The 21,086-nt window shown below is 70.2% G+C and carries 19 protein-coding genes; 8 read left to right on the top strand and 11 right to left on the bottom strand.

Annotation, left to right across the window (positions count from 1 at the left end; genetic code table 11):
- The coding region (locus VDQ18_RS15170) for a SulP family inorganic anion transporter (protein ID WP_323021757.1) at positions 1-1,103 on the bottom strand (1,103 nt) is incomplete at its 3' end.
- 87 nt (positions 1,104-1,190) lie between these two features.
- Positions 1,191-1,844, bottom strand: a complete 654-nt coding sequence (locus VDQ18_RS15165; RefSeq protein ID WP_323021756.1) for a carbonic anhydrase — start codon at positions 1,842-1,844, stop codon at positions 1,191-1,193.
- A 159-nt stretch (positions 1,845-2,003) separates the two neighbouring features.
- Here VDQ18_RS15165 and VDQ18_RS15160 point away from each other — a divergent pair, with 159 nt between their 5' ends.
- From VDQ18_RS15160 to VDQ18_RS15150, 3 genes are all read left to right on the top strand, one after another.
- Positions 2,004-2,384, top strand: coding sequence for a hypothetical protein (locus VDQ18_RS15160; RefSeq protein ID WP_323021755.1), 381 nt, complete (start codon positions 2,004-2,006; stop codon positions 2,382-2,384).
- Positions 2,385-2,528: 144 nt separating this feature from the next.
- Positions 2,529-3,950: a leucyl aminopeptidase family protein gene (locus VDQ18_RS15155; RefSeq protein ID WP_323021754.1), complete on the top strand. Its 1,422-nt coding sequence runs from the start codon at positions 2,529-2,531 to the stop codon at positions 3,948-3,950.
- A complete protein-coding gene (locus VDQ18_RS15150) occupies positions 3,947-4,759 on the top strand; it encodes an NlpC/P60 family protein (protein WP_323021753.1) in 813 nt (270 codons plus the stop codon). The genes VDQ18_RS15155 and VDQ18_RS15150 overlap by 4 nt, the downstream gene beginning before the upstream one ends.
- 173 nt (positions 4,760-4,932) lie before the next feature.
- On the opposite strand, the gene VDQ18_RS15145 is transcribed toward VDQ18_RS15150, so the two are convergent.
- The gene (locus VDQ18_RS15145; RefSeq protein ID WP_323021752.1) at positions 4,933-5,538 is read right to left on the bottom strand and encodes a DUF1285 domain-containing protein; all 606 of its coding nucleotides are present in this window, start codon (positions 5,536-5,538) and stop codon (positions 4,933-4,935) included.
- Between the two features lie 85 nt (positions 5,539-5,623).
- Between VDQ18_RS15145 and VDQ18_RS15140 the strand changes: the two genes are divergently transcribed.
- The 4 genes from VDQ18_RS15140 to VDQ18_RS15125 are packed head-to-tail and all read left to right on the top strand — an operon-like array spanning position 5,624 to position 12,355.
- Positions 5,624-6,628 carry a MoxR family ATPase gene (locus tag VDQ18_RS15140; protein WP_323021751.1) on the top strand — a complete coding sequence of 335 codons (1,005 nt, stop codon included), beginning with the start codon at positions 5,624-5,626 and terminating at the stop codon, positions 6,626-6,628.
- Positions 6,625-7,521, top strand: coding sequence for a DUF58 domain-containing protein (locus VDQ18_RS15135; protein ID WP_323021750.1), 897 nt, complete (start codon positions 6,625-6,627; stop codon positions 7,519-7,521). Before VDQ18_RS15140 ends, VDQ18_RS15135 begins: the two co-directional genes overlap by 4 nt.
- Complete coding sequence (locus tag VDQ18_RS15130; RefSeq protein ID WP_323021749.1) at positions 7,518-10,286, top strand: DUF4159 domain-containing protein; 2,769 nt, start codon at positions 7,518-7,520, stop codon at positions 10,284-10,286. The genes VDQ18_RS15135 and VDQ18_RS15130 overlap by 4 nt, the downstream gene beginning before the upstream one ends.
- Positions 10,283-12,355 (top strand): hypothetical protein, encoded by a 2,073-nt coding sequence (locus VDQ18_RS15125; RefSeq protein WP_323021748.1) that lies wholly within the window; start codon positions 10,283-10,285, stop codon positions 12,353-12,355. Before VDQ18_RS15130 ends, VDQ18_RS15125 begins: the two co-directional genes overlap by 4 nt.
- 212 nt (positions 12,356-12,567) lie before the next feature.
- Here the strand turns inward: VDQ18_RS15125 and VDQ18_RS15120 are convergent, their stop codons facing one another.
- The 8 genes from VDQ18_RS15120 to VDQ18_RS15085 all read right to left on the bottom strand — a co-directional run bounded on the left by VDQ18_RS15120 (position 12,568) and on the right by VDQ18_RS15085 (position 20,133).
- Positions 12,568-13,455 carry a PhzF family phenazine biosynthesis protein gene (locus VDQ18_RS15120; protein WP_323021747.1) on the bottom strand — a complete coding sequence of 296 codons (888 nt, stop codon included), beginning with the start codon at positions 13,453-13,455 and terminating at the stop codon, positions 12,568-12,570.
- A 105-nt stretch (positions 13,456-13,560) separates the two neighbouring features.
- On the bottom strand, positions 13,561-14,022 hold the full coding sequence (locus tag VDQ18_RS15115) for an Hsp20 family protein (protein ID WP_323021746.1): 462 nt from the start codon (positions 14,020-14,022) through the stop codon (positions 13,561-13,563).
- A 134-nt stretch (positions 14,023-14,156) separates the two neighbouring features.
- Positions 14,157-14,945, bottom strand: a complete 789-nt coding sequence (locus VDQ18_RS15110) for a trypsin-like serine peptidase (RefSeq protein WP_323021745.1) — start codon at positions 14,943-14,945, stop codon at positions 14,157-14,159.
- 225 nt (positions 14,946-15,170) lie between these two features.
- Entirely contained in the window at positions 15,171-16,490 is a 1,320-nt protein-coding gene (gene glcF, locus VDQ18_RS15105; RefSeq protein ID WP_323021744.1) for a glycolate oxidase subunit GlcF, read from the bottom strand.
- An 11-nt stretch (positions 16,491-16,501) separates the two neighbouring features.
- The gene (locus VDQ18_RS15100; protein WP_323021743.1) at positions 16,502-16,867 is read right to left on the bottom strand and encodes a hypothetical protein; all 366 of its coding nucleotides are present in this window, start codon (positions 16,865-16,867) and stop codon (positions 16,502-16,504) included.
- A 1-nt stretch (position 16,868) separates the two neighbouring features.
- Complete coding sequence (locus tag VDQ18_RS15095; RefSeq protein ID WP_323021758.1) at positions 16,869-17,978, bottom strand: FAD-binding protein; 1,110 nt, start codon at positions 17,976-17,978, stop codon at positions 16,869-16,871.
- 112 nt (positions 17,979-18,090) lie between these two features.
- The gene (locus tag VDQ18_RS15090; RefSeq protein ID WP_323021742.1) at positions 18,091-18,543 is read right to left on the bottom strand and encodes a hypothetical protein; all 453 of its coding nucleotides are present in this window, start codon (positions 18,541-18,543) and stop codon (positions 18,091-18,093) included.
- Between the two features lie 156 nt (positions 18,544-18,699).
- The gene (locus VDQ18_RS15085) at positions 18,700-20,133 is read right to left on the bottom strand and encodes an FAD-linked oxidase C-terminal domain-containing protein (RefSeq protein WP_323021741.1); all 1,434 of its coding nucleotides are present in this window, start codon (positions 20,131-20,133) and stop codon (positions 18,700-18,702) included.
- A 156-nt stretch (positions 20,134-20,289) separates the two neighbouring features.
- Between VDQ18_RS15085 and VDQ18_RS15080 the strand changes: the two genes are divergently transcribed.
- The gene (locus VDQ18_RS15080; protein WP_323021740.1) at positions 20,290-21,009 is read left to right on the top strand and encodes a DUF599 domain-containing protein; all 720 of its coding nucleotides are present in this window, start codon (positions 20,290-20,292) and stop codon (positions 21,007-21,009) included.
- The last annotated feature ends 77 nt before the right edge of the window (positions 21,010-21,086 follow it).

Below are 21,086 nucleotides of genomic sequence, written 5' to 3'. Positions count from 1 at the left end.
CGTTCGATCATGTTCCAGGCGACGGTGGCCAGCACGCCCGCCAGCGCCGCCAGCGGCACCATGCCAACGAGCGGCGCGGCCAGCATCATGAAGACCAGGATGAAGAGCGCGTGCAGCATCCCGGCAACGGGCGAATGGGCATTGGCGCGGACGTTGGTGGCGGTCCGGGCGATGGTGCCGGTGGCGACCATGCCGCCCATCAGGCCCGACATGATATTCGCCACGCCCTGCGCCAGCAGTTCCATGTTCGAGGAATGGCGCCGCCCGCTCATCCCGTCGGCCACGACCGCGGAGAGGAGCGCCTCGATCGACCCCAGCAGCGCGAAGCCCACGGCATTGGGCAGCACCGCGATCATCAGGCCCCAGTCGAGGGGCGGCAGGCTGGGCGCGGGCAGCATCGCCGGAACCGCGCCGAAGGTCGAGACGATGGTCGGCGTGTCCAGATCGAAGAGGTTGACGGCCAGTGTCGTCACCGCCACCGCGATCAGCAGGTTCGGCAGGCGCGGCGCCCAGTGCTTGACGCCGAGGATCAGCGCGATGGTCCCCGCGGCCAGCGCCACGGTCACCGGGTTCACCGTCGGCAGCGCCTGCCAGATGACCGGCAATTTCTCCAGGATCGGGCCGGGTTCCGGGCCGTTCAGCGTCAGGCCCAGCAGGTCCTTGATCTGGCTGGCGAAGATGATCGTGCCGATCCCGGCGGTGAAGCCCACGGTCACCGGATAGGGGATGAACTTGATGTAGGAGCCCAGCCGCAGGAGGCCGATGGCCCCCATGATCACGCCCGCCAGCATCGTCGCCATGACCATCCCGGCGATGCCGTGGTCATGGACCGTCGCCGCCACCAGCACGATGAAGGCCCCCGCCGGGCCGCCGATCTGGAACCGGCTGCCCCCCAGGGCCGAGATGAAGAAGCCGCCGATGATCGCGGTGTAAAGCCCCATCGCGGGCGTTCCGCCCGAGGCGATGGCAATCGCCATCGACAGGGGCACGGCGACGATGGCCACCGTCAGCCCGGCGATCGCGTCACGTTTCAGATGATCGACGCCATAGCCTTCGCGCAGAACGGCATAGAGCGCCGGCACAAGCCGGTCGGAATAGGGCATGGCCCCCTCGCATGAAGTCGGAACGGGCCGAGCCTAGCGCGCGGCCCCTCCGGTATGCAAGGGTATCCCGATGCCGGAAGCGCGGTCTCAGAGCACCGAGGCGAAGCTGTCGGTCTCGGGGTCGTAGGCCTCGAGCCCGCCTTCGCCGATGTCGTGCCAGAGCCCGTGCAGGGTCAGCGTCTCGTTCTCGACCGCTTCCTTGACGAAGGGGAAGGTCATCAGGTTGTTGATCGAGATGCGCACCGCCTGCTTTTCCATGGCCGCGATCCGGGCCTCGGGGTCGGTGAACTCGGCCGTGGCGTCATAGCCGGGGCGCAGGATCTCCATCCAGTTGCCGACGAAGCTGGAGCCCGAGGCGAGTTCCGGCGCCTTGCCCGCGCACATGTCGTGACAGCCGCGCACGCCGCCGCAGTTGGAATGCCCGACCACCAAGAGATGCGCAACTTTCAGCGCCGTCACCGCGTATTCGACCGCAGCCGAGGTGCCGTGGTGGTCGCCGTCGGGCGTGTAGGGGGGCACCAGATTGGCGATGTTGCGATGAATGAAGAACTCGCCCTGGTCGGCGCCGAAGATCGCCGTGACATGCACGCGGGAATCGCAACAGGCGATCAGCATCGAGCGCGGATGCTGTCCTTCCTGGGCCAGATGGCGGAACCAGCTCTTGTTCTCGGCATAATGTGTGGCACGCCAGCCACGAAACCTGTTGACCAGGTATCCGGGCAGTTTGCGGGCGTAAGACATGTGCATTTCCCTATACTTCCAGGCCGGAGACAGTGCTATGCTCAATTTGCAGGAAAATCGAGCGACAATTCCGCACCCGAGGCAACGATTTGTTAGCCTGGATCTAAGATCCTGATGACGGGCGCAAGGAAGAGTCGAAGAGGCAGAAAGGGTGCAATCGTGACATTCGTCATCGAGATGCGTCCAAGCGAGCGGGTGGTCATCGACTCCGCTGTCTTGGATGACGTGTTCAATCGGTATGGCCATCGCGGGGCCGAAGACTACGTGATGGAAGCGGTCGAGGCCATTTCGGATACGCTGGCCGAGGTTGACGCGCTGGGACGCGAGGACCGTCTGGCCGAGATCGCGCCGCGCGCTCAGGCCGTGTCGCGGCGCAGCGCCGATATCGGGCTGACCTCGCTGGCCAAGGTGGCGCGCGACATGGGCATCGCCGCTCGCCGGGGCGACGTGATCGCCTATCGCGCCGTCTGGGAACGTCTGGTGCGCATCGGCGACCGCTCGCTGGCGACGGTCTGGCTGGAACCGCGCCTCTCGCTCTGATCTCTTATGCTCGCAGGACTGCCACGCCGCCCGGTTCGACGGGCGGCAACGGCTTGCGCGGCCCGAGGCCCGGGCGCGGAAAGGCCCTTTCCCTTCCTCCCCGGCGCGCTTTAGGGTGGGGCAGTTCCGCAGCTGAGAGGGCCCATGCGACAGAGCCTTGCCACCTTCGCCTCGGCCGATGCGCCGGCGATCCCGTTGCATGCGGTCAGCGCCGACGGGCTGGCGGCCTGGCTGGACCAGCAGCCCGAACGGGTCCGCACCTGGTTGAACGCGACCGGCTTTTCCGCCGCTGCTGGTGAGACGCTCTGCGTGCCGGATGTGGCGGGCGAGGTGTCGATGGCGGTCTTTGGCCTGGGCGGCGCCAAGGCGCGCGCCCGGCGGCGGATGGCGCTGGGCGCCGCCCGCAAGAAACTGCCGCGCGGCACCTATCACCTGGCCGGCGGTTTCGACGCGGAAGAGCTTCCCGAACAGGCGCTGGGCTGGCTGCTGGCGGGCTACAGCTTCGACCGCTTCCGCCACCGCTCGGCCGACGAACTGCCGCTGGCGATGCTGAAGGCGCCCGCCGGGATCGACGCCGGGCGCATCTCGATCCTGGCCGCCGCCGAATGGCTGACGCGCGACCTGATCAACACCCCGGCCTCGCAGATGGGGCCCGAGGAACTGGAGACCACGCTCCTGGCGCTGGCCGAGGAATTCGGCGCCCATGTCTCGGTCACCTATGGCGACGACCTGCTGCAGGAGAATTTTCCGCTGATCCACGCGGTCGGCCGGGCCTCGGACCGGATCCCGCGGCTTCTGGACCTACGCTGGGGCGACAGCGGGCCGCGCATCACGCTGGTCGGCAAGGGGGTCTGTTTCGACACCGGCGGGCTGGACATCAAGCCCGCCGCCTCGATGGGGCTGATGAAGAAGGACATGGGCGGCGCGGCCACGGTGATGGGGCTGGCGATGATGATCATGGCGCTGGGCTGGAAGGTGCGGCTGCGCGTGCTGATCCCGGCGGTGGAGAATTCGATCTCCGGCAGCGCCATGCGCCCCGGCGACGTGCTGACCGCGCGCAACGGCCTGACGGTCGAGGTGAACAACACCGATGCCGAGGGGCGTCTGGTGCTGGCCGATGCGCTGGCGCTGGCCTGCGAGGAAAAGCCCGACGCGCTGATCTGCATGGCGACGCTGACGGGCGCGGCGCGGGTCGCGCTGGGCCCGGACCTGCCGCCCTTCTACACCGATGACGAGGATCTGGCGCTGGCGCTCTCCGATGGTGCCGCGGCCGAATCCGACCCCTTGTGGCGCATGCCGTTCCACGCCCCCTATGAAACGCTGATCGAGCCCGGCATCGCCGACCTCGACAACGCGCCGGGGGGCGGCATGGCCGGGTCGATCACCGCCGCGCTCTTCCTGCGCCGCTTCGTGACGCCGGGCACGCGATTCGCGCATTTCGACATCTACGGCTGGCAGCCGAAGGACGAGCCCGCCCGGCCCAAGGGCGGGCAGGGGCAGGGCGCGCGGGCGGTGCTCTGGGCACTGCCCGAGGTTCTGGGGCTGGCCATCGAGGGCGACGCATGACCGACCGGCGCTATTTCCGCGCCGCGGGCGGGGTGGCGCATGACAGCCTGAAGGGCGCGCTGGACGGCGTGCTTTTCGTGCCGGGCCGCTGGCTGCGCGTCGTGGTGCCGCTGGCCGATCTCTGCGCCACGCCGGGCGGGGCGCGGGACCGGCAGATGCTGCTGGGCACCCGGATCTGCGTGATCACCGAATGCGACGGCCATGCCTTCGGCTTCGACGGCGACGAGGGGTATTGCGGCTGGATCGCCGAGGAGGCGCTGGGCGACGACCTCTCGGTCAGCCATTGGGTCGCCGCCCCTGCCACGCATGTCTACGCCGCGCCCGATATCAAGCAGCGCGAGCGGATGGCGCTGAGCATGGGCGCGCGGCTGCAGGTGACGGGCGAGGTCGGGCGTTTCGCGGTGACGCCGGGCGGCTATATCCCGGCCCGGCATCTGCGCCGGATCGGCGACTGGCGGGCGGATCTGGTGGCGGTGGCGCGCGATTTTCTGGGCACGCCCTATCTCTGGGGCGGCAATTCGCGGGACGGGATTGATTGCTCGGGCCTGGTGCAAGCGGCGTTCCGGGCCTTGGGGCGCGAGTGTCCGGGCGACAGCGACCTGCAAAGCGTGATGGAAGGGGCTGACGTGATGGAGGGCGCCGAGGAAGCGGGCGACTTGATCTTCTGGGCCGGGCATGTGGCGATGGTCAGCGAACCGGGCCGCCTGATCCATGCCAATGCCCACCACATGGCGGTGACCGAAGAGCCGATGGCGGATGTGCTGGCCCGGGCCGAGGAGCCGGTGATCCGGCGGCTGCGGGTCGGCTGAGCGAAGGTGGACCGGCGCCTGCGTTGACGAATGCCGGGGACGGTGCGTGAAATCACGCACCCTACGGCGGGGCTGCGCGAGTCGGACGGCCCGGCCCTTTCGGAAAGCGGGTGCGTGATTTCACGCACCGTCCGCACCCCCGGCCTATCCGCGGCACGGGCCCCGGCGGCTGACTAAGGCAATTCGTCCGACGGGATCACCGGAAAGAACCGCCCGCCCGACCACAGCCCGAACCACGACACGCCCTCGACCGCATGATGCGCGCCGATCTCGACCAGCCGGTAGAAGCTCTTGCGGTCGATCAGCGCCTCCAGCCCGGCGCGGACCATGACATAGGGCGCGGGCTCGCCCGTCTCGGGGTCGCGCTCAACGCGGATCGGATGCTCGGGCCCGGCCTCGACACAATCGCCGACATTGGTCTCGAACCGCAGCACCTGCGCCTCGCCCGCGCCCGACGCCGTGTAATCCACCGCCACGAAGGGCGCGTCCTCGACCGTGATTCCGACCTTCTCGACCGGGGTCACCAGGAAATACTTGCCGTCCTCCAGCTTCAGGATCGTGGAAAAGAGCCGCACCAAGGCCGGCCGCCCGATGGGCGTGCCCAGATAGAACCAGGTCCCGTCCCGCGCGATCCGCATGTCCAGATCGCCGCAGAACGGTGGATTCCACAGATGGACCGGCGGCAATCCGCCCTTTTTCGCGGCCTTCGTCGCCGAGGCGGCGAGCGACTCGGCATCCGGCGCTTGCGGCGGTGTCACATTGTCTTGTGGCGCAGTCATTTTATCCAACTTGGTCTGGGCGAGCGGGTAACCCCTGACATATAACCCATGGGGAACACAGGTCACGTCCCGGAGGAATGCGCCCATGAGCGACACGCTGGTCCCCGCCATCGAGGCGCTCGGCGCCCGCCTGCAACAGGCGAGGGGTGCCATCGCCCCGCGTTTCATCGGGCAGGAAAAGGTCGTGGACCTGTCGCTGACCGCGCTTCTGTCCGGAGGCCATGCGCTGCTGGTGGGCCTGCCGGGGCTGGGCAAGACGCGGCTCGTGGATACGCTCGCCACCGTCATGGGCCTGCAATCGAACCGCATCCAGTTCACGCCGGACCTGATGCCCGCCGATATTCTGGGGTCCGAGGTTCTGGACAGCGGCGAGGATGGACGCCGCCAGTTTCGTTTCATCGAAGGCCCGATCTTCTGCCAGCTTCTGATGGCCGATGAGATCAACCGCGCCAGCCCCCGCACGCAATCGGCCCTGCTGCAGGCCATGCAGGAGCGTGAGGTGACCATCGCCGGGCGCCACCGGCCGCTGGGCGCGCCCTTCCACGTGCTGGCCACCCAGAACCCGATCGAGCAGGAGGGCACCTATCCGCTGCCCGAGGCCCAGCTCGACCGCTTCCTGGTGCAGATTGACGTTGAATATCCGGACCTTGCGACCGAGCGCGCGATCCTCATGGCCACCACCGGCACCGAGGAAGCGCAATCGCACGAGGTCTTCACCGCTGCCGATCTGTTGGCCGCGCAGACCCTGATCCGCCGCATGCCGGTCGGCGAAAGCGTGGTCAACACGATCCTGCAGCTGGTGCGCGCCTGCCGTCCGGGCTCGGCCGAGGCTGACGCGAGCCTCGGCGACAGCCTCGCCTGGGGGCCGGGCCCGCGCGCCGCGCAGGCGCTGATGCTGGCGGTCCGCGCCCGGGCGCTGCTGCAAGGCCGCCTTGCGCCTTCGGCCGAGGATGTCGCGGCGCTGGCCCGGCCGGTCCTGTCTCACCGGATGGCGCTGAGCTTTGCCGCGCGGGCCCGGGGCGAGACGCTGGGCGGGGTGATCGACCGCGTGGCGGGCCGCGTGACCGGCACGATGGAGGCGGCTGCGTGAGCACAGCCGCGCCCTATGGCGCCGACCTTCGCCGCGAGGGTGAAGCGCTTTCGGGTGCCCTGCCGCCCCTGCTGGTTGCCGCCGAGCATCTGGCGCAATCGGTGCTGCCCGGCGCCCATGGCCGCCGCCGCGCCGGGCCGGGGGCCGAGTTCTGGCAGTTCCGCCCGCTGGGTCCGGGCGAGGGCGTGGCGCGGATCGACTGGCGCCGCTCGGGCCGGGGGGATGAGCTTTATCTGCGCGAGACGGAATGGCAGGCGGCGCGGGCGGTGACGCTCTGGGTCGATGGCGGCGCGGCGATGTCCTTCACCTCGACCCGCGAGCGCGAGACCAAGGTGGCGCGCGCCCGGCTACTGGCCATGGCGCTGGCGCTGGTGCTGCTCAGGGGCGGCGAGCGGGTGGGACTGGCCGAGGCGAGCCTTGCCCCCCGCGCCGGGCGGGCGCAGGCGGGGCTGCTGGCCGCCGCACTGGCCGAGGAAGCCGAACAAGGCGCCGAACATGGCGCGATTGATCTCCATGCTTCGCCCAGCGGCGGGCATGTGGTGATTTTCTCCGATTTCCTGGGCGATCTGTCCCAGATCGAGGGCGCGCTGGCGCTGGCCGCCGCGCGGTCGATGCGCGGCATCCTGGTGCAGATCCTCGACCCGGCGGAGGAGGCCTTTCCCTATGACGGCCGCACCCGGTTCGAAAGCATGTCGGGCCATCTGAGCTATGAGACGCTGCGCGCGGGCGATCTGCGCACGGCCTATCTGGCAAGGCTCGCCGCCCGCAAGGATCACGTGCAGGCCATGGCCCGGCAATCGGGCTGGCACACGACGACGCTGCACACCGACCGCCCGGCGGCCGAGGGGTTGCTCTGGCTCTATCAGGCGCTGGGCGAGGCGCGGCGGCGATGAGTATGCTGGGTTTCACCACGCCGGTCCTGCTTTGGGCGCTGCTGGCACTGCCGATCCTGTGGTGGCTGTTGCGCGCGGTGCCGCCCGCCCCGGTGCGCCGCCGTTTCCCGGGCATCGCCCTGCTTTTGGGTCTGCGCGACCGCGACCCCGAGAGCCAGCGCACGCCCTGGTGGCTGCTGCTGCTGCGCGTCGCGGCGCTGGCGGCGCTGATCCTGGCCTTGGCCGGGCCGGTGCTGAACCCGTCCCGGGCCCTGCCCGGGCAGGGCAACCTGCTGATCGTGCTGGATGCGAGCTGGGCCAGCGCCCGCGATTGGCCGCGGCGGCTGGAACGGGTGAGCCAGGCGCTGGACGGTGCGCAGCGCGCCGGGCGGCCCGTCGCCGTGGTCGCGCTGACCGATCCGCCGCAGGGCGCCATCGAATTCCGCGCCGCCGAGCATTGGCGCGAGCGGCTGACCGGCCTGACGCCGCGCCCCTGGTCGCCGGACACCGCGATGCCCGATTGGGTCGGGACGGTCCCGGACGGGACCGAAACCCTCTGGCTCAGCGACGGGCTGGCGCGGGACGGGCGCAATGCGCTGCTGTCGGCGCTGTCGGATCTGGGGCCGGTGCAGATCTATCAGCCGGACACGCCGGTGATCGCGCTGGCCCCGCCCTCGTTCGACGGGCAGGACGTGACCGTCGCCGCGCGCCGCACCCAAGGCCCGCCGCTGGCCCTGACGCTGCTGGCCATCGGCCGCGATCCGGCCGGGGCCGAGCGCGACCTCGCCCGCGCCGATCTGGTCTTCGACCCGGGCGCGCAGAGTGCCGAGGCGCTGTTCGACCTGCCGCCGGAGCTGAGGAACCGCATCACCCGCTTCCAGATCGAGGGCGCGCGGGGGGCGGGGGCGGTCACGCTGACCGATGACAGCCTGCGCCGCCGGAAGGTGGCGCTGCTGACGGTGCGGGAGGGCAATGAATCCCTCGCGCTGCTCAGTCCGCTGCACTATCTGCGGCAGGCGCTGGAGCCTTCGGCCGATCTGGTCGAATCCTCGTCGCTGGACGATCTGCTGCTGACCGGCCCCGATGTCATCGTGCTGGCCGACATGCCGGCGATGACCGAGGCTGAGACGCAGGACCTGACCGATTGGGTCGAGGCGGGCGGCTTGCTGTTGCGCTTCGCCGGGCCGCGGATGGCGGGGGCCGGTGCCAGCGCCTCGGGCTTCGGCGCGCCACAGGAGGATCCGCTGCTGCCGGTGCCGCTGCGCGCCGGTGGCCGCACCGTGGGGGGCGCGATGAGCTGGGGCGATCCCCGATCGCTGGCGCCTTTCCCCGAGGATTCGCCCTTCGCCGGCCTGCCGGTGCCCGAGGATGTCGGCATCCGCGCGCAGGTTCTGGCCCAGCCCGGCCCCGATCTGGCCAGCCACACCATCGCCGCGCTGGCGGATGGCACGCCGCTGGTCACGCGGGCCGCGCGCGGTTCGGGCCAGGTGGTGCTGTTCCATGTGACGGCGAATGCCGAATGGTCGAACCTGCCGATTTCCGGGCTTTTCGTCAGCATGCTGGAGCGCTTGGCGATCTCCACCCGCGGCGCGGTGCCCGAGGCCGGGGAGCTGGAAGGCACCCATTGGCAGCCGGAGGAAGAGCTGGACGGTTTAGGCCTCCTGCAAAGCACCGCCAACCGACCCGCCGTCCCCGGCGAGGATCTGGCGCCGGTTCTGGCCGGTGAGCGCGCCCCGGGGCCGGACCTGCCGCCCGGCCTTTATGCCGGAACGGCGCTCAGGCTCGCCGTCAACGCCACCGATGCGCAGACGCCGCTGACGCCCGCGCAATGGCCGCTCGGCACCAATCTGGAGACCGGCGTCGAACGGCCCGAGGTGCCGCTGGGCGGGTATCTGTTCGCCGCCGCCGCCGCCGTGCTGATGCTCGATGCCCTCGCCACGCTGGCTTTGGGCGGGCGGCTCCTCAGGGCGGCGATGCTGTTGCTGGCGCTGGGCCTCTCGGTCCCGCGGGCCGAGGCGCAGCCGGTCGACACCCGCATCCTGGAGGCCACGGAATCGGTGGTTCTGGCCGCCGTCACCAGCGGCAATCCGCAAGTCGACGACGTGGCGCTGGCCGGGCTCCGGGGCCTGTCGCTGGCGCTGTACCAGCGCTCCTCGGTCGAGCCCGCCTTGCCGATGGCGGTGGATGTCGAGACGGACGAGCTGTCGATCTTCCCCTTCCTCTACTGGCCCGTCACCGCTGAAAGCCCGCTGCCCTCGGCCGAGGCCAATGACCGGCTGAACCGCTATCTGCGCTCGGGCGGGATGATCCTGTTCGACACCCGCGACGCCGATCAGGCGCGGCTGACCGGCGGCATGACCTCGGCCGGGCGGCGGCTGCAACAGATCGCCGCGGGGCTCGACATCCCGCCGCTGGAGCCCTTGCCCGAGGATCACGTCCTGACCCGCACCTTCTATCTGCTGGCCGATTACCCCGGCCGCTGGCAGGGCGGCACCGTCTGGGTCGAGGCCGCGCCACCCGATGCCCAGCGGGCCGAGGGGATGCCGTTTCGCAACCTCAACGACGGGGTGACGCCGGTCGTGATCGGCTCGAACGATTGGGCCTCGGCCTGGGCGGTCGATGAACAGGGCACGCCCCTGTTGCAGGTCGGGCGGGGGTCGACCGGCGAGCGGCAGCGCGAGATGGCGCTGCGTTTCGGGGTCAACCTGATCATGCATGTGCTTTCGGGCAACTACAAATCCGACCAGGTCCATGTGCCGGCGCTGCTGGAAAGGCTGGGGCAATGAACGGAACCGCGCTGGTCTTCGATCCGCTTCTCTCCTGGCCGGTGATCGCCGTGCTGGGCGCGCTGGCGCTGGCCGTGACGTTGCTGTCGATCTGGCGCGGGCTAGTCGGCTGGCCGTTCCGCACGCTGGGTCTGGCGCTGATCCTGGCGGCGCTGGCCAATCCCGCCCTGCAATCCGAGGAACGCCAGCCGCTGAGCGACATCGCGCTGGTGCTGCGGGACGAGACCGGCTCCAACCGGCTGGCGGGGCGCAGTGACCAGACCGACGAGGCCGCGGCCCAGATCGGCGCCGAACTGGCCCGGCTGGGCATCGAGGAGCGCGTCGTCTCGGTCCCGGACGGGGCCGACAACACCGGCTCGACCCTCAACACCGCGCTGGCCGCGGCGCTGGCCGATCTGCCGCATGACCGGCTGGCCGGGGTCTTCGTCATTTCGGACGGGATCTCCCATGATGCGGTGAGTGCCGCGCCGCAGGCCCCGGTCCATCTGATCGAGACCGGCACCCCCGGCGACTGGGACCGGCGCCTGATCATCCGCAACGCCCCGGCCTATGCGATTCTGGGCGAAACGCTGAGCCTGACGATCCGCATCGAGGATGAGGGCGCGGTGCCCGAGGCTCTGCGCGACCGTCCGGTGCAGGTGGGCTTCGCGCTGAACGGCGACGATCTGCGCTATGCCACGGCGCCGATCGGGCAGGACCTGACGCTGGACCTGACGCTGGACCGCGGCGGGCTGAACGTGCTGCGCTTCCAGCTGCCGGTCGAGGAGGGCGAACTCACCGACCGCAACAACGCGGGCGTGGTGCAGATCAACGGCATCCGCGACCGGCTGCGGGTGCTGCTGGTCTCGGGCGAGCCGCATACCGGGCAACGGACCTGGCGCAACCTGCTGAAATCCGACCCCTCCGTCGATCTGGTGCATTTCACCATTCTCCGCCCGCCGGATCGTCAGGACGGGGTGCCGGTTAACGAACTCTCGCTTATCGCCTTCCCGACGCGGGAGCTGTTCGTCGAGAAGATCAACGAATTCGACCTGATCATCTTCGACCGCTACCGCCGCCGGGGCATCCTGCCGCCGTCCTATTTCGACAATATCCGAAGGTATGTGATGGAGGGCGGTGCCCTCTTGGTCGCCGGTGGCCCGGAACTGGCCAGCGCCGAGAGCATCTATCATTCCGCCCTGGGCCGCATCCTGCCCGCCGAACCCACCGCTCGGGTCTTCGACCAGCCCTTCACCCCGCATCTGTCCGAGATCGGCCAGCGCCATCCGGTGACCGCCGGGCTCGACGCCGATTTCCCGCCCCGCGACGGCAGCGCGCTGCCCGGCTGGGGCCGGTGGCTCAGGCAGATCGAACTGACGCCCGGCGCGGGCGAGGTGGTGATGCAGGGCATCGGCGACCGGCCGCTTCTGGTGCTGGATCATGCGGGCGAGGGGCGGGTGGCGATGCTGGCCTCGGATCAGGCCTGGCTCTGGGACCGCGGGTTCGAGGGCGGCGGCCCGCAGGCGGAATTGCTGCGGCGTCTGGCGCATTGGATGATGCGCGAGCCGGATCTTGAGGAAGAGGCGCTGATCGCCACCGGCGAGGGGCTCACCCTGTCGATCACCCGCCGCTCGCTGTCGGACGGGCCGCATGCGGTGACGATCACCGGGCCGGATGACAGCAGTGTCGAAGTGCCGCTGACCGAGACCGAACCGGGCCGCTTCACCGCCGAATGGGAAGGCGCGGAGCCGGGGCTCTACCGGCTGCGCTCGGACGATCTGGATACGGTGGCGGTGCTGGGCACGGCCAATCCCCGCGAATACGAGCGGGTGGTGGCGGATGACGCGCCGCTGGCGCCCTTGATGGGGGCGACCCGCGGCGGGGTGGCGGCGGTGGCGGGCGGCGTGCCGTCGTTGCGGCTGGTCGAGGGCGGGCGGCAGGCCTGGGGCCGCGGCTGGCTGGGCGTGACCCCGCGCGGCGCCTATGTAACGACCGACCTGCGGCTCTCGCCCCTGTTGCCGGCGTGGTTGTGGCTGGTGCTGGGCCTTGGGTTCGTGCTGGTCGGGTGGTTGCGCGAGGGGCGGCGGTGATGCTCTGCGTCCCGGCCGGTGGTGGGGTGGGATGAAATCCCACCCTACGGTGCGCGGCCGGTAGGATTTTTTCCTGCCTTCGCGGTGCGGATGGTGCGTGCGAGCAGGCACCCTACGGCCCCGTAGGGTGGGATTTCATCCCACCGAACCCGCGACGGCGAAGCAAGCGCCTCTCCCCGTAGGGTGCGTGCTCGCACGCACCGTCGCTGCCCTCACGGCACCGCGATCTGCCCCCGCGACACCGGCACCGCCGATCCCGCCACCCGCACCGAGGCCAGCGCTCCGTCCTTCACCACCACCGTCAGCCCGATGTCCGACGGCCGCCCCATCTCCACCCCCTGGGTGATCGCGACCGGCGTCTCGCCGTCGCCCACCAGGCCCCGCGCGACGAGTTCGGCGGCGAAGATGGCGCTGGCGGAGCCGGTCGCCGGATCCTCCGGAATGCCCGCGGTCGGCGAGAACATCCGCGCCCGGTAGCCCCCCTCGACCGGCACATAGCACCAGGCGGAATCGACCCCGGCCTCGGCCATCAGCCGCGACCAGGCGGGCTCCTGTGGCCGGGCGATTGCCAGCGCGTCGAGATCCGGCAGCGGCACATAGAGGAACCCGGGGCCCCCCTGCCAGAGCGACGGCGCCGGGTGACCCGCAGCACCGACCGCCGCCACCCCCAGCGCCTTGGCGCAGAGCGCGGGATCGGCTTGGCCCGGCTTGGCGAAGGGCGTGACGGGCGCGGTGAATTCGGCCCGCACGCGGCCCGCCTGCCGGGTCACGGTGACGGGGACGAGGCCCGCCTCCTCCTCCAGCATCAGCGGCTGCAGTGTGTCAGGGCCCTCGCCCGCCAGCCCCGAGAGGCAGATCGCGCAGCCGATCGTCGGATGCCCGGCGAAGGGGATTTCGGCGGTGGGAAAGAAGATGCGGACCCGGGCGGTATGGGCCGGATCGCGGGGCGGCATGACGAAGATCGTCTCGGACAGGTTGAATTCCCGCGCGAGGGTCAGCATCTGCGCCGGGCTCAGATCGCCCGCGCCATGGACGATGGCCAGCGGATTGCCGCTGAACCGCGTCTCGGTGAACACGTCCCAGGTTTCGAAAGTCAGCATGCCGGACTCCTCTTGCTCGGGGCGGAGACTAACCCGGCAGCGGGGTACGGAAAAGGGCGCGCCCGTCGCCGGGCACGCCCTCCTTCACGCTTCGGCGGGGAGACCTCAGGCCGCCGAGGCGTCAACCAGTTGCGCGCTGGACTTGGTGCTGGCGATCTCGATCCGGCGCGGTTTCAGCGCCTCGGGGATCTCGCGCACCAGGTCGATATGCAGCATGCCATCGGCATGGGTCGCACCCGAGACGCGGACATGGTCGGCCAGATGGAAGCGGCGCTCGAAGGCGCGGGTGGCGATGCCGCGGTGCAGATAGGTGCGCTCGGCGCTGTCCTCGGCCTTGCGGCCGGAAATGGTGAGCCCGTTCTCTTTCAGCTCCACCGAGAGTTCATCGGCGGCGAAACCGGCGACGGCGACCGAGATGCGATAGGCATTCTCGTCGGTCTTCTCGATGTTGTAGGGCGGGTAGGTCGGCTGCACGGGTTCAGCCGCCAGGACGCGATCCATGAGATCCGCCATCCGGTCGAAACCCACGGAGGCGCGGAACAGGGGGGTCGGGTCGAAAGCACGCATCGGTGTCATCCTTTGATAAGCGATGTCAATGTGTTGCCCGCCGGTCGGCCCGGCCGGGCGATGTCCCGGACCCCATCATGGGCGCCCGGTCATCCCGATGTGGGAAGCCCTGCCGCGGGTTTCAAGAGGTTGGTTCAGGGCCGGACGAAGCGCGCGCTGCGTCTGGCGCCCTGCGGTCCCGGGGCCGTCAGCCCCGACACATCCTGATCGAGCGCGGCCTCCAGCGCCTGCACCCGACCCGCCAGCCGCATCCCCAGCGAGAGCGGCCTTTCGCCGTTTTCCGCCCGGGCCGAGATCAGCGAGACGATCCGCACCTCGCCCCCCTCGACCGCGAAAACCGGCGAGCCCGAGGAGCCGAAGTCGATCTGGCAGGAGAAGACCGAGACCCCGTCACGGCGCTGGTCGAGGACGTGGCAGGTCTCCTGGATCGAGGGGGCTTCGGCCCGGCCTCGGCCATAGCTGACCACGGCGACGGCGGCGCCGCTGCCCGCCGGAACCTCGCCCACGCTGAAGGGCTGGATCGAGGTGGTGCGCACCGGGCGGTCGAGTTCGAGAACGGCGATATCTTCGGAAACGTTGCTCAGGTCGGCCCCGGCGGCGAAATCGAAGGCGGGCCAGATGGCGGCGCGGGTGACGCCGCGGATCGCCTCGGCCCGGCCGGTGCGGAAGCCCGCCAGGAATTCGAGCCGGTCCTCCGGCACCCGGGCGCCGGTGGTGCGGTCGAAGAGGCAATGGGCGGCAGTCAGCACCCGGTCGGGGGCGATGAGCGTCGCGGTGCAAAAGCCCACGCCCTGCATGTCGAGGCGGCCGACCGCCTCCCACCCGCGCGAGGCGTCGCCGGTTTGCAGGGCATGCAGGCGGCTGTCCTGCTGGGCAAGCGCAGGCAGGGGCAGCAGGGCGAGGATCAGGGCAAGGTGGCGCATGGGATCGGCTATGGGCGGGGCTGGCGGACGGTGCAGGGGGAAGGTGGCGGAATTGGGGCGGGGGACAGCGGGGCGCGGCGCGGCGGGGCGCAGGCTCCCGCCCACCCACCCCGCCTGCGCCCCGCCGCGCGAGGCGTCGGTGCTTGTGGCGGGGAAGGGCGTATTTGGGGCAGAATGAAGGGGCGAGGAATGGGGAGGCGGGGCCGGTGCGTGCAAGCACGCACCCTACGGGAGGGGGGGAGGGGGCGTGCTTGCACCTGCCGCGTCGAGGGCGCGCGGCCTCGGCCCCCCGGTCGCCCAATCCACCAGCTCGACCGTATGCACCACCGGGATGCCGGTGCCCGAGCCGATCTGCATCATGCAGCCGATGTTTCCGGCCGAGATCACGTCAGGGGCCTTCGCCTCCAGCGTCTCGACCTTGCGGCGTTTCAGTTCCCCCGAGATCTCGGGTTGCAGCAGGTTGTAGGTGCCAGCCGAGCCGCAGCAGAGATGGGAATCGGCGGGTTCCACCACCGTGAAGCCCAGCCGTTTCAGCAGCGCCTTGGGCGCGTCCTTGATCTGCTGGCCGTGTTGCAGCGAGCAGGCGGCGTGATAGGCGACGCGGAGGGGTTCGGGGGCCGCGCCCTCGGGTTTCAGCCGGGTCAGGACCTCGGACACGTCCCGGGCCAGCGCGGCGATCTGCGCGGACTCGGCCGCCAGCGGGTCGTTGCGGAACATATGGCCGTAATCCTTCACCGTCGTGCCGCAGCCCGAGGTGTTGATGACCACAGCGTCCAGCCCCTCGCCGTTGACCTCGGCCATCCAGGCGCGGATGTTCTGTGCGGCCGAGGCATGGCTCAGATCGGTCTGGCCCATGTGATGGGTCAGCGCGCCGCAGCAGCCCGCGCCCTTGGCCACCACCACCTCGCAGCCCAGCCGGGTCAGCACGCGGATCGTCGAATCGTTGATGTCGGTGTTCAGCGCCTTCTGGGCGCAGCCGGTCATCAGCGCGACGCGCATCCGGCGTTCCCCCTGGGCCGGAAAGACCTGCGGCGCGTCATTGCGGCTGACCGGGGGGATACGCTTCGGGGCCATGGCCAGCATCGCCTTCAGCCGCGCGTCGGGCATCAGGAAGGCGAAGGGGCGGCCGATCTTGGCCCCCAGCAGCGCGAGGCGGAAGCGGGTGGGGTAGGGGATGATCCGCGCCAGCATCCAGCGCAGGAAGCGGTCCATCGCCGGGCGTCTGTAGGTCTTCTCGATATGGTCGCGGGCGATGTCCACCAGATGCATGTAATGCACGCCCGAGGGGCAGGTGGTCATGCACGACAGGCACGACAGGCAGCGGTCGATATGCTTGACGGTCTTCTCATCCGCCGGGCGGCCCTGCTCCAGCATGTCCTTGATCAGGTAGATCCGGCCGCGCGGGCTGTCCAATTCGTCGCCCAGCACCTGATAGGTCGGGCAGGTGGCGGTGCAGAAGCCGCAATGGACGCAGGTCCTGAGCACCTCGTTGGCGCGCTGGATCGCGGGGGCTTTCAACTGTTCGGGCGTGAAACTGGTCTGCATGGCGGAGGCCCCTAGAAGAAGATGATGGCGGCGAGCGCGGCCAGCGCCAGCGGCGTGAGGATCATCGCCAGCAGGCGCGGGCCGAGCCCGGCCTCGCGTCCGGCGGCAAGGCGCCAGGCGATGGCCGCGAGCGCCGCGGAGAGCAGGACGAAAACCCCCAGCATGAGGATCAGCCCCTCGAACCCGCGCGCCATGCCGCAACCGGCGGGATCGCTGTTGCAGGGCTGGCCCAGGGTGCCGAGCGCCAGCGCGGTCATCAGGCCCGCGCCCAGGATCACGCCCGCCACCGGCACCCAGATCGGGCGGGCGAGGGCGATCACCGCGAAACCGGGCAGCAGGATCAGGGCAAAGGGGATCAGGACTTCGGCAAAGGACATCTCAGGCGTCCATCAGGCCGGGGTTCAGCACCCCGCGCGGGTCGAACCGGGCGCGGAGCCCCCGGGTCAGGGCGGCGATGGCGGGGGGCTCGGGCGGGAAGGGGGCGATATGGCGCCGCGTCTCGACGCTGGCGCGGATCAGCGTGGCATGGCCGGGGAAAGCGCCCAGCCGCGCGCGCAGGTCGACGCCTTCGCCCACCCGCAGCCAGATCAGGCCGCCGCCCCAGTCATAGAGCGCTTCGCCCCCGGCCTTCGCCACCAGCGCCGCGGCGTCCGAGGGTTTGACGGCAATGCGCCAGACGTCGCCGTCCTGATCGTGGAACGGCGCGACGTCGCGGACCTGGGCCCAGAGGCTGGCGGTTTCGGCGGCGCCCAGCGTCACCGAGCGGCCGAAGGGGGCCAGCGCCTTGGCCAGTTCGTCGGCGCGGTAGGCGACGGAACGGGCGAAGCCCTCGACCCGTAGCAGGGTGCGCTGGTCGGGCAGATGGGCGGCGGCGTTGACCTCCCACGGGGTTTTCAGCGCCTCGGCCATCAGCCGCAGGGCGCTGGCGCTGTCCAGCCCCTGCCAGAGGATCGTGGCGGCGCTTTCCGGCGCGGGCAGCAGCTTGAAGGCGACTTCGGTCAGGACGCCGAGCGTGCCCCAGCTGCCGGCCATCAGCTTCACGAGGTCATAGCCGGTCACGTTCTTCATCACCCGGCCGCCGTTCTTGACGATGGTCCCGGTTCCATCGACGAAGCGCACGCCGATCAGGCTGTCGCGGCAGGCACCCGCCTGCACCCGGCGGGGGCCGGAGGCATTGGCGGCGACCATCCCGCCCAGCGTCGGCTCGCCCGTGGTGCGCAGAAGGCCCCGGTGATCCATCGGCTCGAAGGGCAGGCGCTGGCCCTCGACGGCGAGCGCGGCCTCGACCTCGGCCAGCGGGGTGCCCGCCTTCGCCACCAGCGTCAGGGCGCCGGGCTCATAGAGCGTGATGCCGCTCAGCGCGCCGGTTTCCAGCAGCGCGCCGGGCTGGGGGCGTCCGACCGGGCGGGTGCCGCCGCCGCGGATCGCCAGCGGGGCCGAGGCAAGGCGGATCGCCTCGGCCAGTTCGGCCTCGGTCTCGGGGCGCAGGACGGCGAATGTGTCGGGGTTCATGGCGTCACCTCCGGGGAGCGGGACAGGCGAAACCCTCCGGCGGGCGTGACGCCTGCCGGAGGGGATCCCGCGGGGCGCGCGGGCGGGGTCAGTTGCCGAAGGCGGAACAGGCCGCGCCCGCCGGCCAGCCGCCGGGCAGGGCATGCGAGACGAAGTAATACTCGCCCGCTGCCAGCGCGGGCAGCACGACCGAGCCCTGCATCGAGGTGCCGGTCACGGTCCAATGGGCCACGGTCCCGGCCGCGACCGGGAAATCCGCCCAGATATGCAGGTCGTCGGGGAATTCCACCGGCGTGCCCGAAACGACGCAATGGAGCCGCAGCCGCAGATGCGGGATCACCGGGCCGAGCTGGTAGTCGGGCCACAGCGTCGGAGCCCGCATGTAGTCGCTGCGGTAGAGCCGGGCCGAGGGGGCCTCCATCAAGGCCGAGATCATCGGCATGACCCGGGCGATCGCCGGGTCGGGGGCATGCGCCGAGGCGGCCATGGGCAGCACCAGCGCGGCCAGCGAGGCAGTCAGAAGGGATTTGAGCGAAAGCATGGCGATATCCTGTGTTGCAAAAAGCCGCCCGGGGGCTTCCGGGAGGCATGAACACAGGGTGCTGGCTTTGGCGGGTGACAGACAAAATCGGGACCAGGTTATCGGGTTGCGTGAACCCCGGGCGGGGGCAGGGCGACCTATCAGGTTGCCCCGGGCTCAGGAGGCCCGGCGCGTTTCGCTGGCGGCGAGGGGGAAGACCTTGGCGGGGTTCAGCAGCCATTTGGGGTCGAAGACATCCTTGACCCGCATCTGCGCTTCCAGATCCTCGGGCGCGAATTGCACCACCATCAGATCGCGCTTCTCGATCCCCACGCCATGTTCGCCGGTCAGGCAGCCGCCGACCTCGACGCAGAGCTTGAGGATCTCGGCCCCCAGCGCCTCGCAGGTTTGCAGATCGCCGGGCTTGTTGGCGTCGAACAGGATCAGGGGATGCATGTTGCCGTCGCCCGCGTGAAACACATTCGCCACGTCGAGCCCGTATTCCCGGCTCAGCTCGCCGATCCGCCGCAGCACGCGGGGCAGTTCGCTGACCGGGATCGTGCCGTCGAGGCACATGTAATCGTTGATCTGGCCCATGGCGCCAAAGGCGGATTTGCGGCCGAGCCAGATCTTCTTCGATTCCTCCTCGGACTGGCTTTCGCGGAATTCGACCGGGTCGTGGCGGGCGGCGATCTGGCGGATCAGGGCCAGCTGTTCGTCGATCTCGGCCTCGGACCCCTCGACCTCGACGATGAGCAGCGCCTCGCAATCGGGATAGCCCGCATGCGCGAAAGCCTCGGTGGCGCGGATGCAGGGGCGGTCCATGAATTCGATGGCGACGGGCAGGACACCCGCCTTGATGATGTCGCTGACGCAGGCGCCGGCGATCTCGTTGGCCGAAAAGCCGATCAGCACCGGCCGCGCGCCCTCGGGCTTCGGCAGGATGCGCAGCGTCGCTTCCGTCACCACGCCCAGCTGACCCTCGGACCCGCAGATGAGGCCCAGCAGGTCGAGCCCGCCTGCGTCCATCCAGGGCCCGCCGATCTCGACCACCGTGCCGTCCATCTGCACCAGCGTCACACCCAGCAGGTTGTTGGTGGTGACGCCATATTTCAGGCAATGCGCCCCGCCTGAGTTCATGGCGATATTGCCCGCAATGGCGCAGGCCAGCTGCGACGAGGGGTCGGGGGCGTAGAAGAAGCCGTCCGATTCGACGGCACCGGTGACGGAGAGGTTGGTGCGCCCGGTCTGCACCCGGATGAAACGGTTGTCGTAATCCGTCTCCAGCACCGCGTTCATCCGCGCCACGCCCAGGATGACCGAATCGGCGGTTGGCAGCGAGCCGCCCGCCAGGCTGGTGCCGGCGCCGCGCGGCACCACCGGCACGCCCTCGGCATGGCAGAGGCTGAGGATCGCCGCGACCTCTTCGGTGGTGCGGGGCAGGACGGCGGCAAGCGGCGGGCAGCGATAGGCGGTCAGCCCGTCGCATTCATAGGCCCGGGTCTCGTGCGGGTCATCGATGACCGCATCGGCGGGCAGCAGCGCCCGCAGGCGCGCGACGATGCTGGCACGGCGGCCGAGGATGTCGGCGCTGGGACGGGGCATCTGCATGGCGTTCCTCCTCGGAGCCTCACGGCGGCCGCTTTGGTAAGAAAATATAACCAGTTTCGCGGGCGCGTCCAGCGCGATTGCCGGATGCGGTGGTTGACAGCGGGGCGGGGCGCGTCCGATGAGACGATGTAGCGCGAAACCAGCCCGGAAACAGCGATGCCGGATACGACGATGATGGCCCAGACGATCCTTGCCCTGCTGGCGCCCGCCGATCTGGCGGCGCTGGGGCTGATGGCGCTTGCCTGGTACGGGCTGGGCTGGCGCATCGAGCTGACGAAGACCGCCAAGCCCTCGGTCACCGTGCTGATGGCGCAATACCGGCGCGAATGGCTGAAGCAATTCGTGACGCGGATGCCGCGGATGTACGATGCCTCGGTCCTGGCGAGCCTGCGCCAGAGCACCAACTGGCTGGCCTCGACCACGTTGCTGGCGCTGGGCGGGTTGCTGGCGCTGATCGGCAACCCCGAGCAATTGCGGGGCGTGGCGCAGGACCTGTCGCTGGAGGCGGGATCGGCGCGGTCCTTCGAGACGCGGCTGCTGCTGGCGGGCCTCTTCCTGTCGCACGGATTCCTGAAATTCCTGTGGTCGAACCGGCTGTTCGGCTATTCCTCGATCATGATGTCGACCGTGCCGAACGAGGCCTCGGACCCGCTGGCCTATCCCCGCGCGCGCCAGGCGGCCGAGATCAACATCCGCGCCGCCTATAATTTCAACCGCGGCCTCAGGGCGACCTATTTCGCGCTGGCGTCGTTGGCCTGGCTGCTCGGACCCTGGGCGCTGATGGCGGCGACGCTGGTGGTGAGCTGGTTGATCTGGTCGCGCGAATTCGCCTCGCATTCGCGGGGTGTGCTGCTGGACCCGCCGCCGGAAGCCTGAGGGGTTCGCCCTCGGTTCCCTCGGGCGGGGGGGTGAGCGGCGTCTCGGAAACGCGCCAGTGGCGCGTTTCAGCCGCG

This window comes from Pararhodobacter sp. (assembly GCF_034676075.1).
Lineage (GTDB): Bacteria > Pseudomonadota > Alphaproteobacteria > Rhodobacterales > Rhodobacteraceae > Pararhodobacter.
This window is presented reverse-complemented; position numbering and strand designations above follow the sequence as displayed.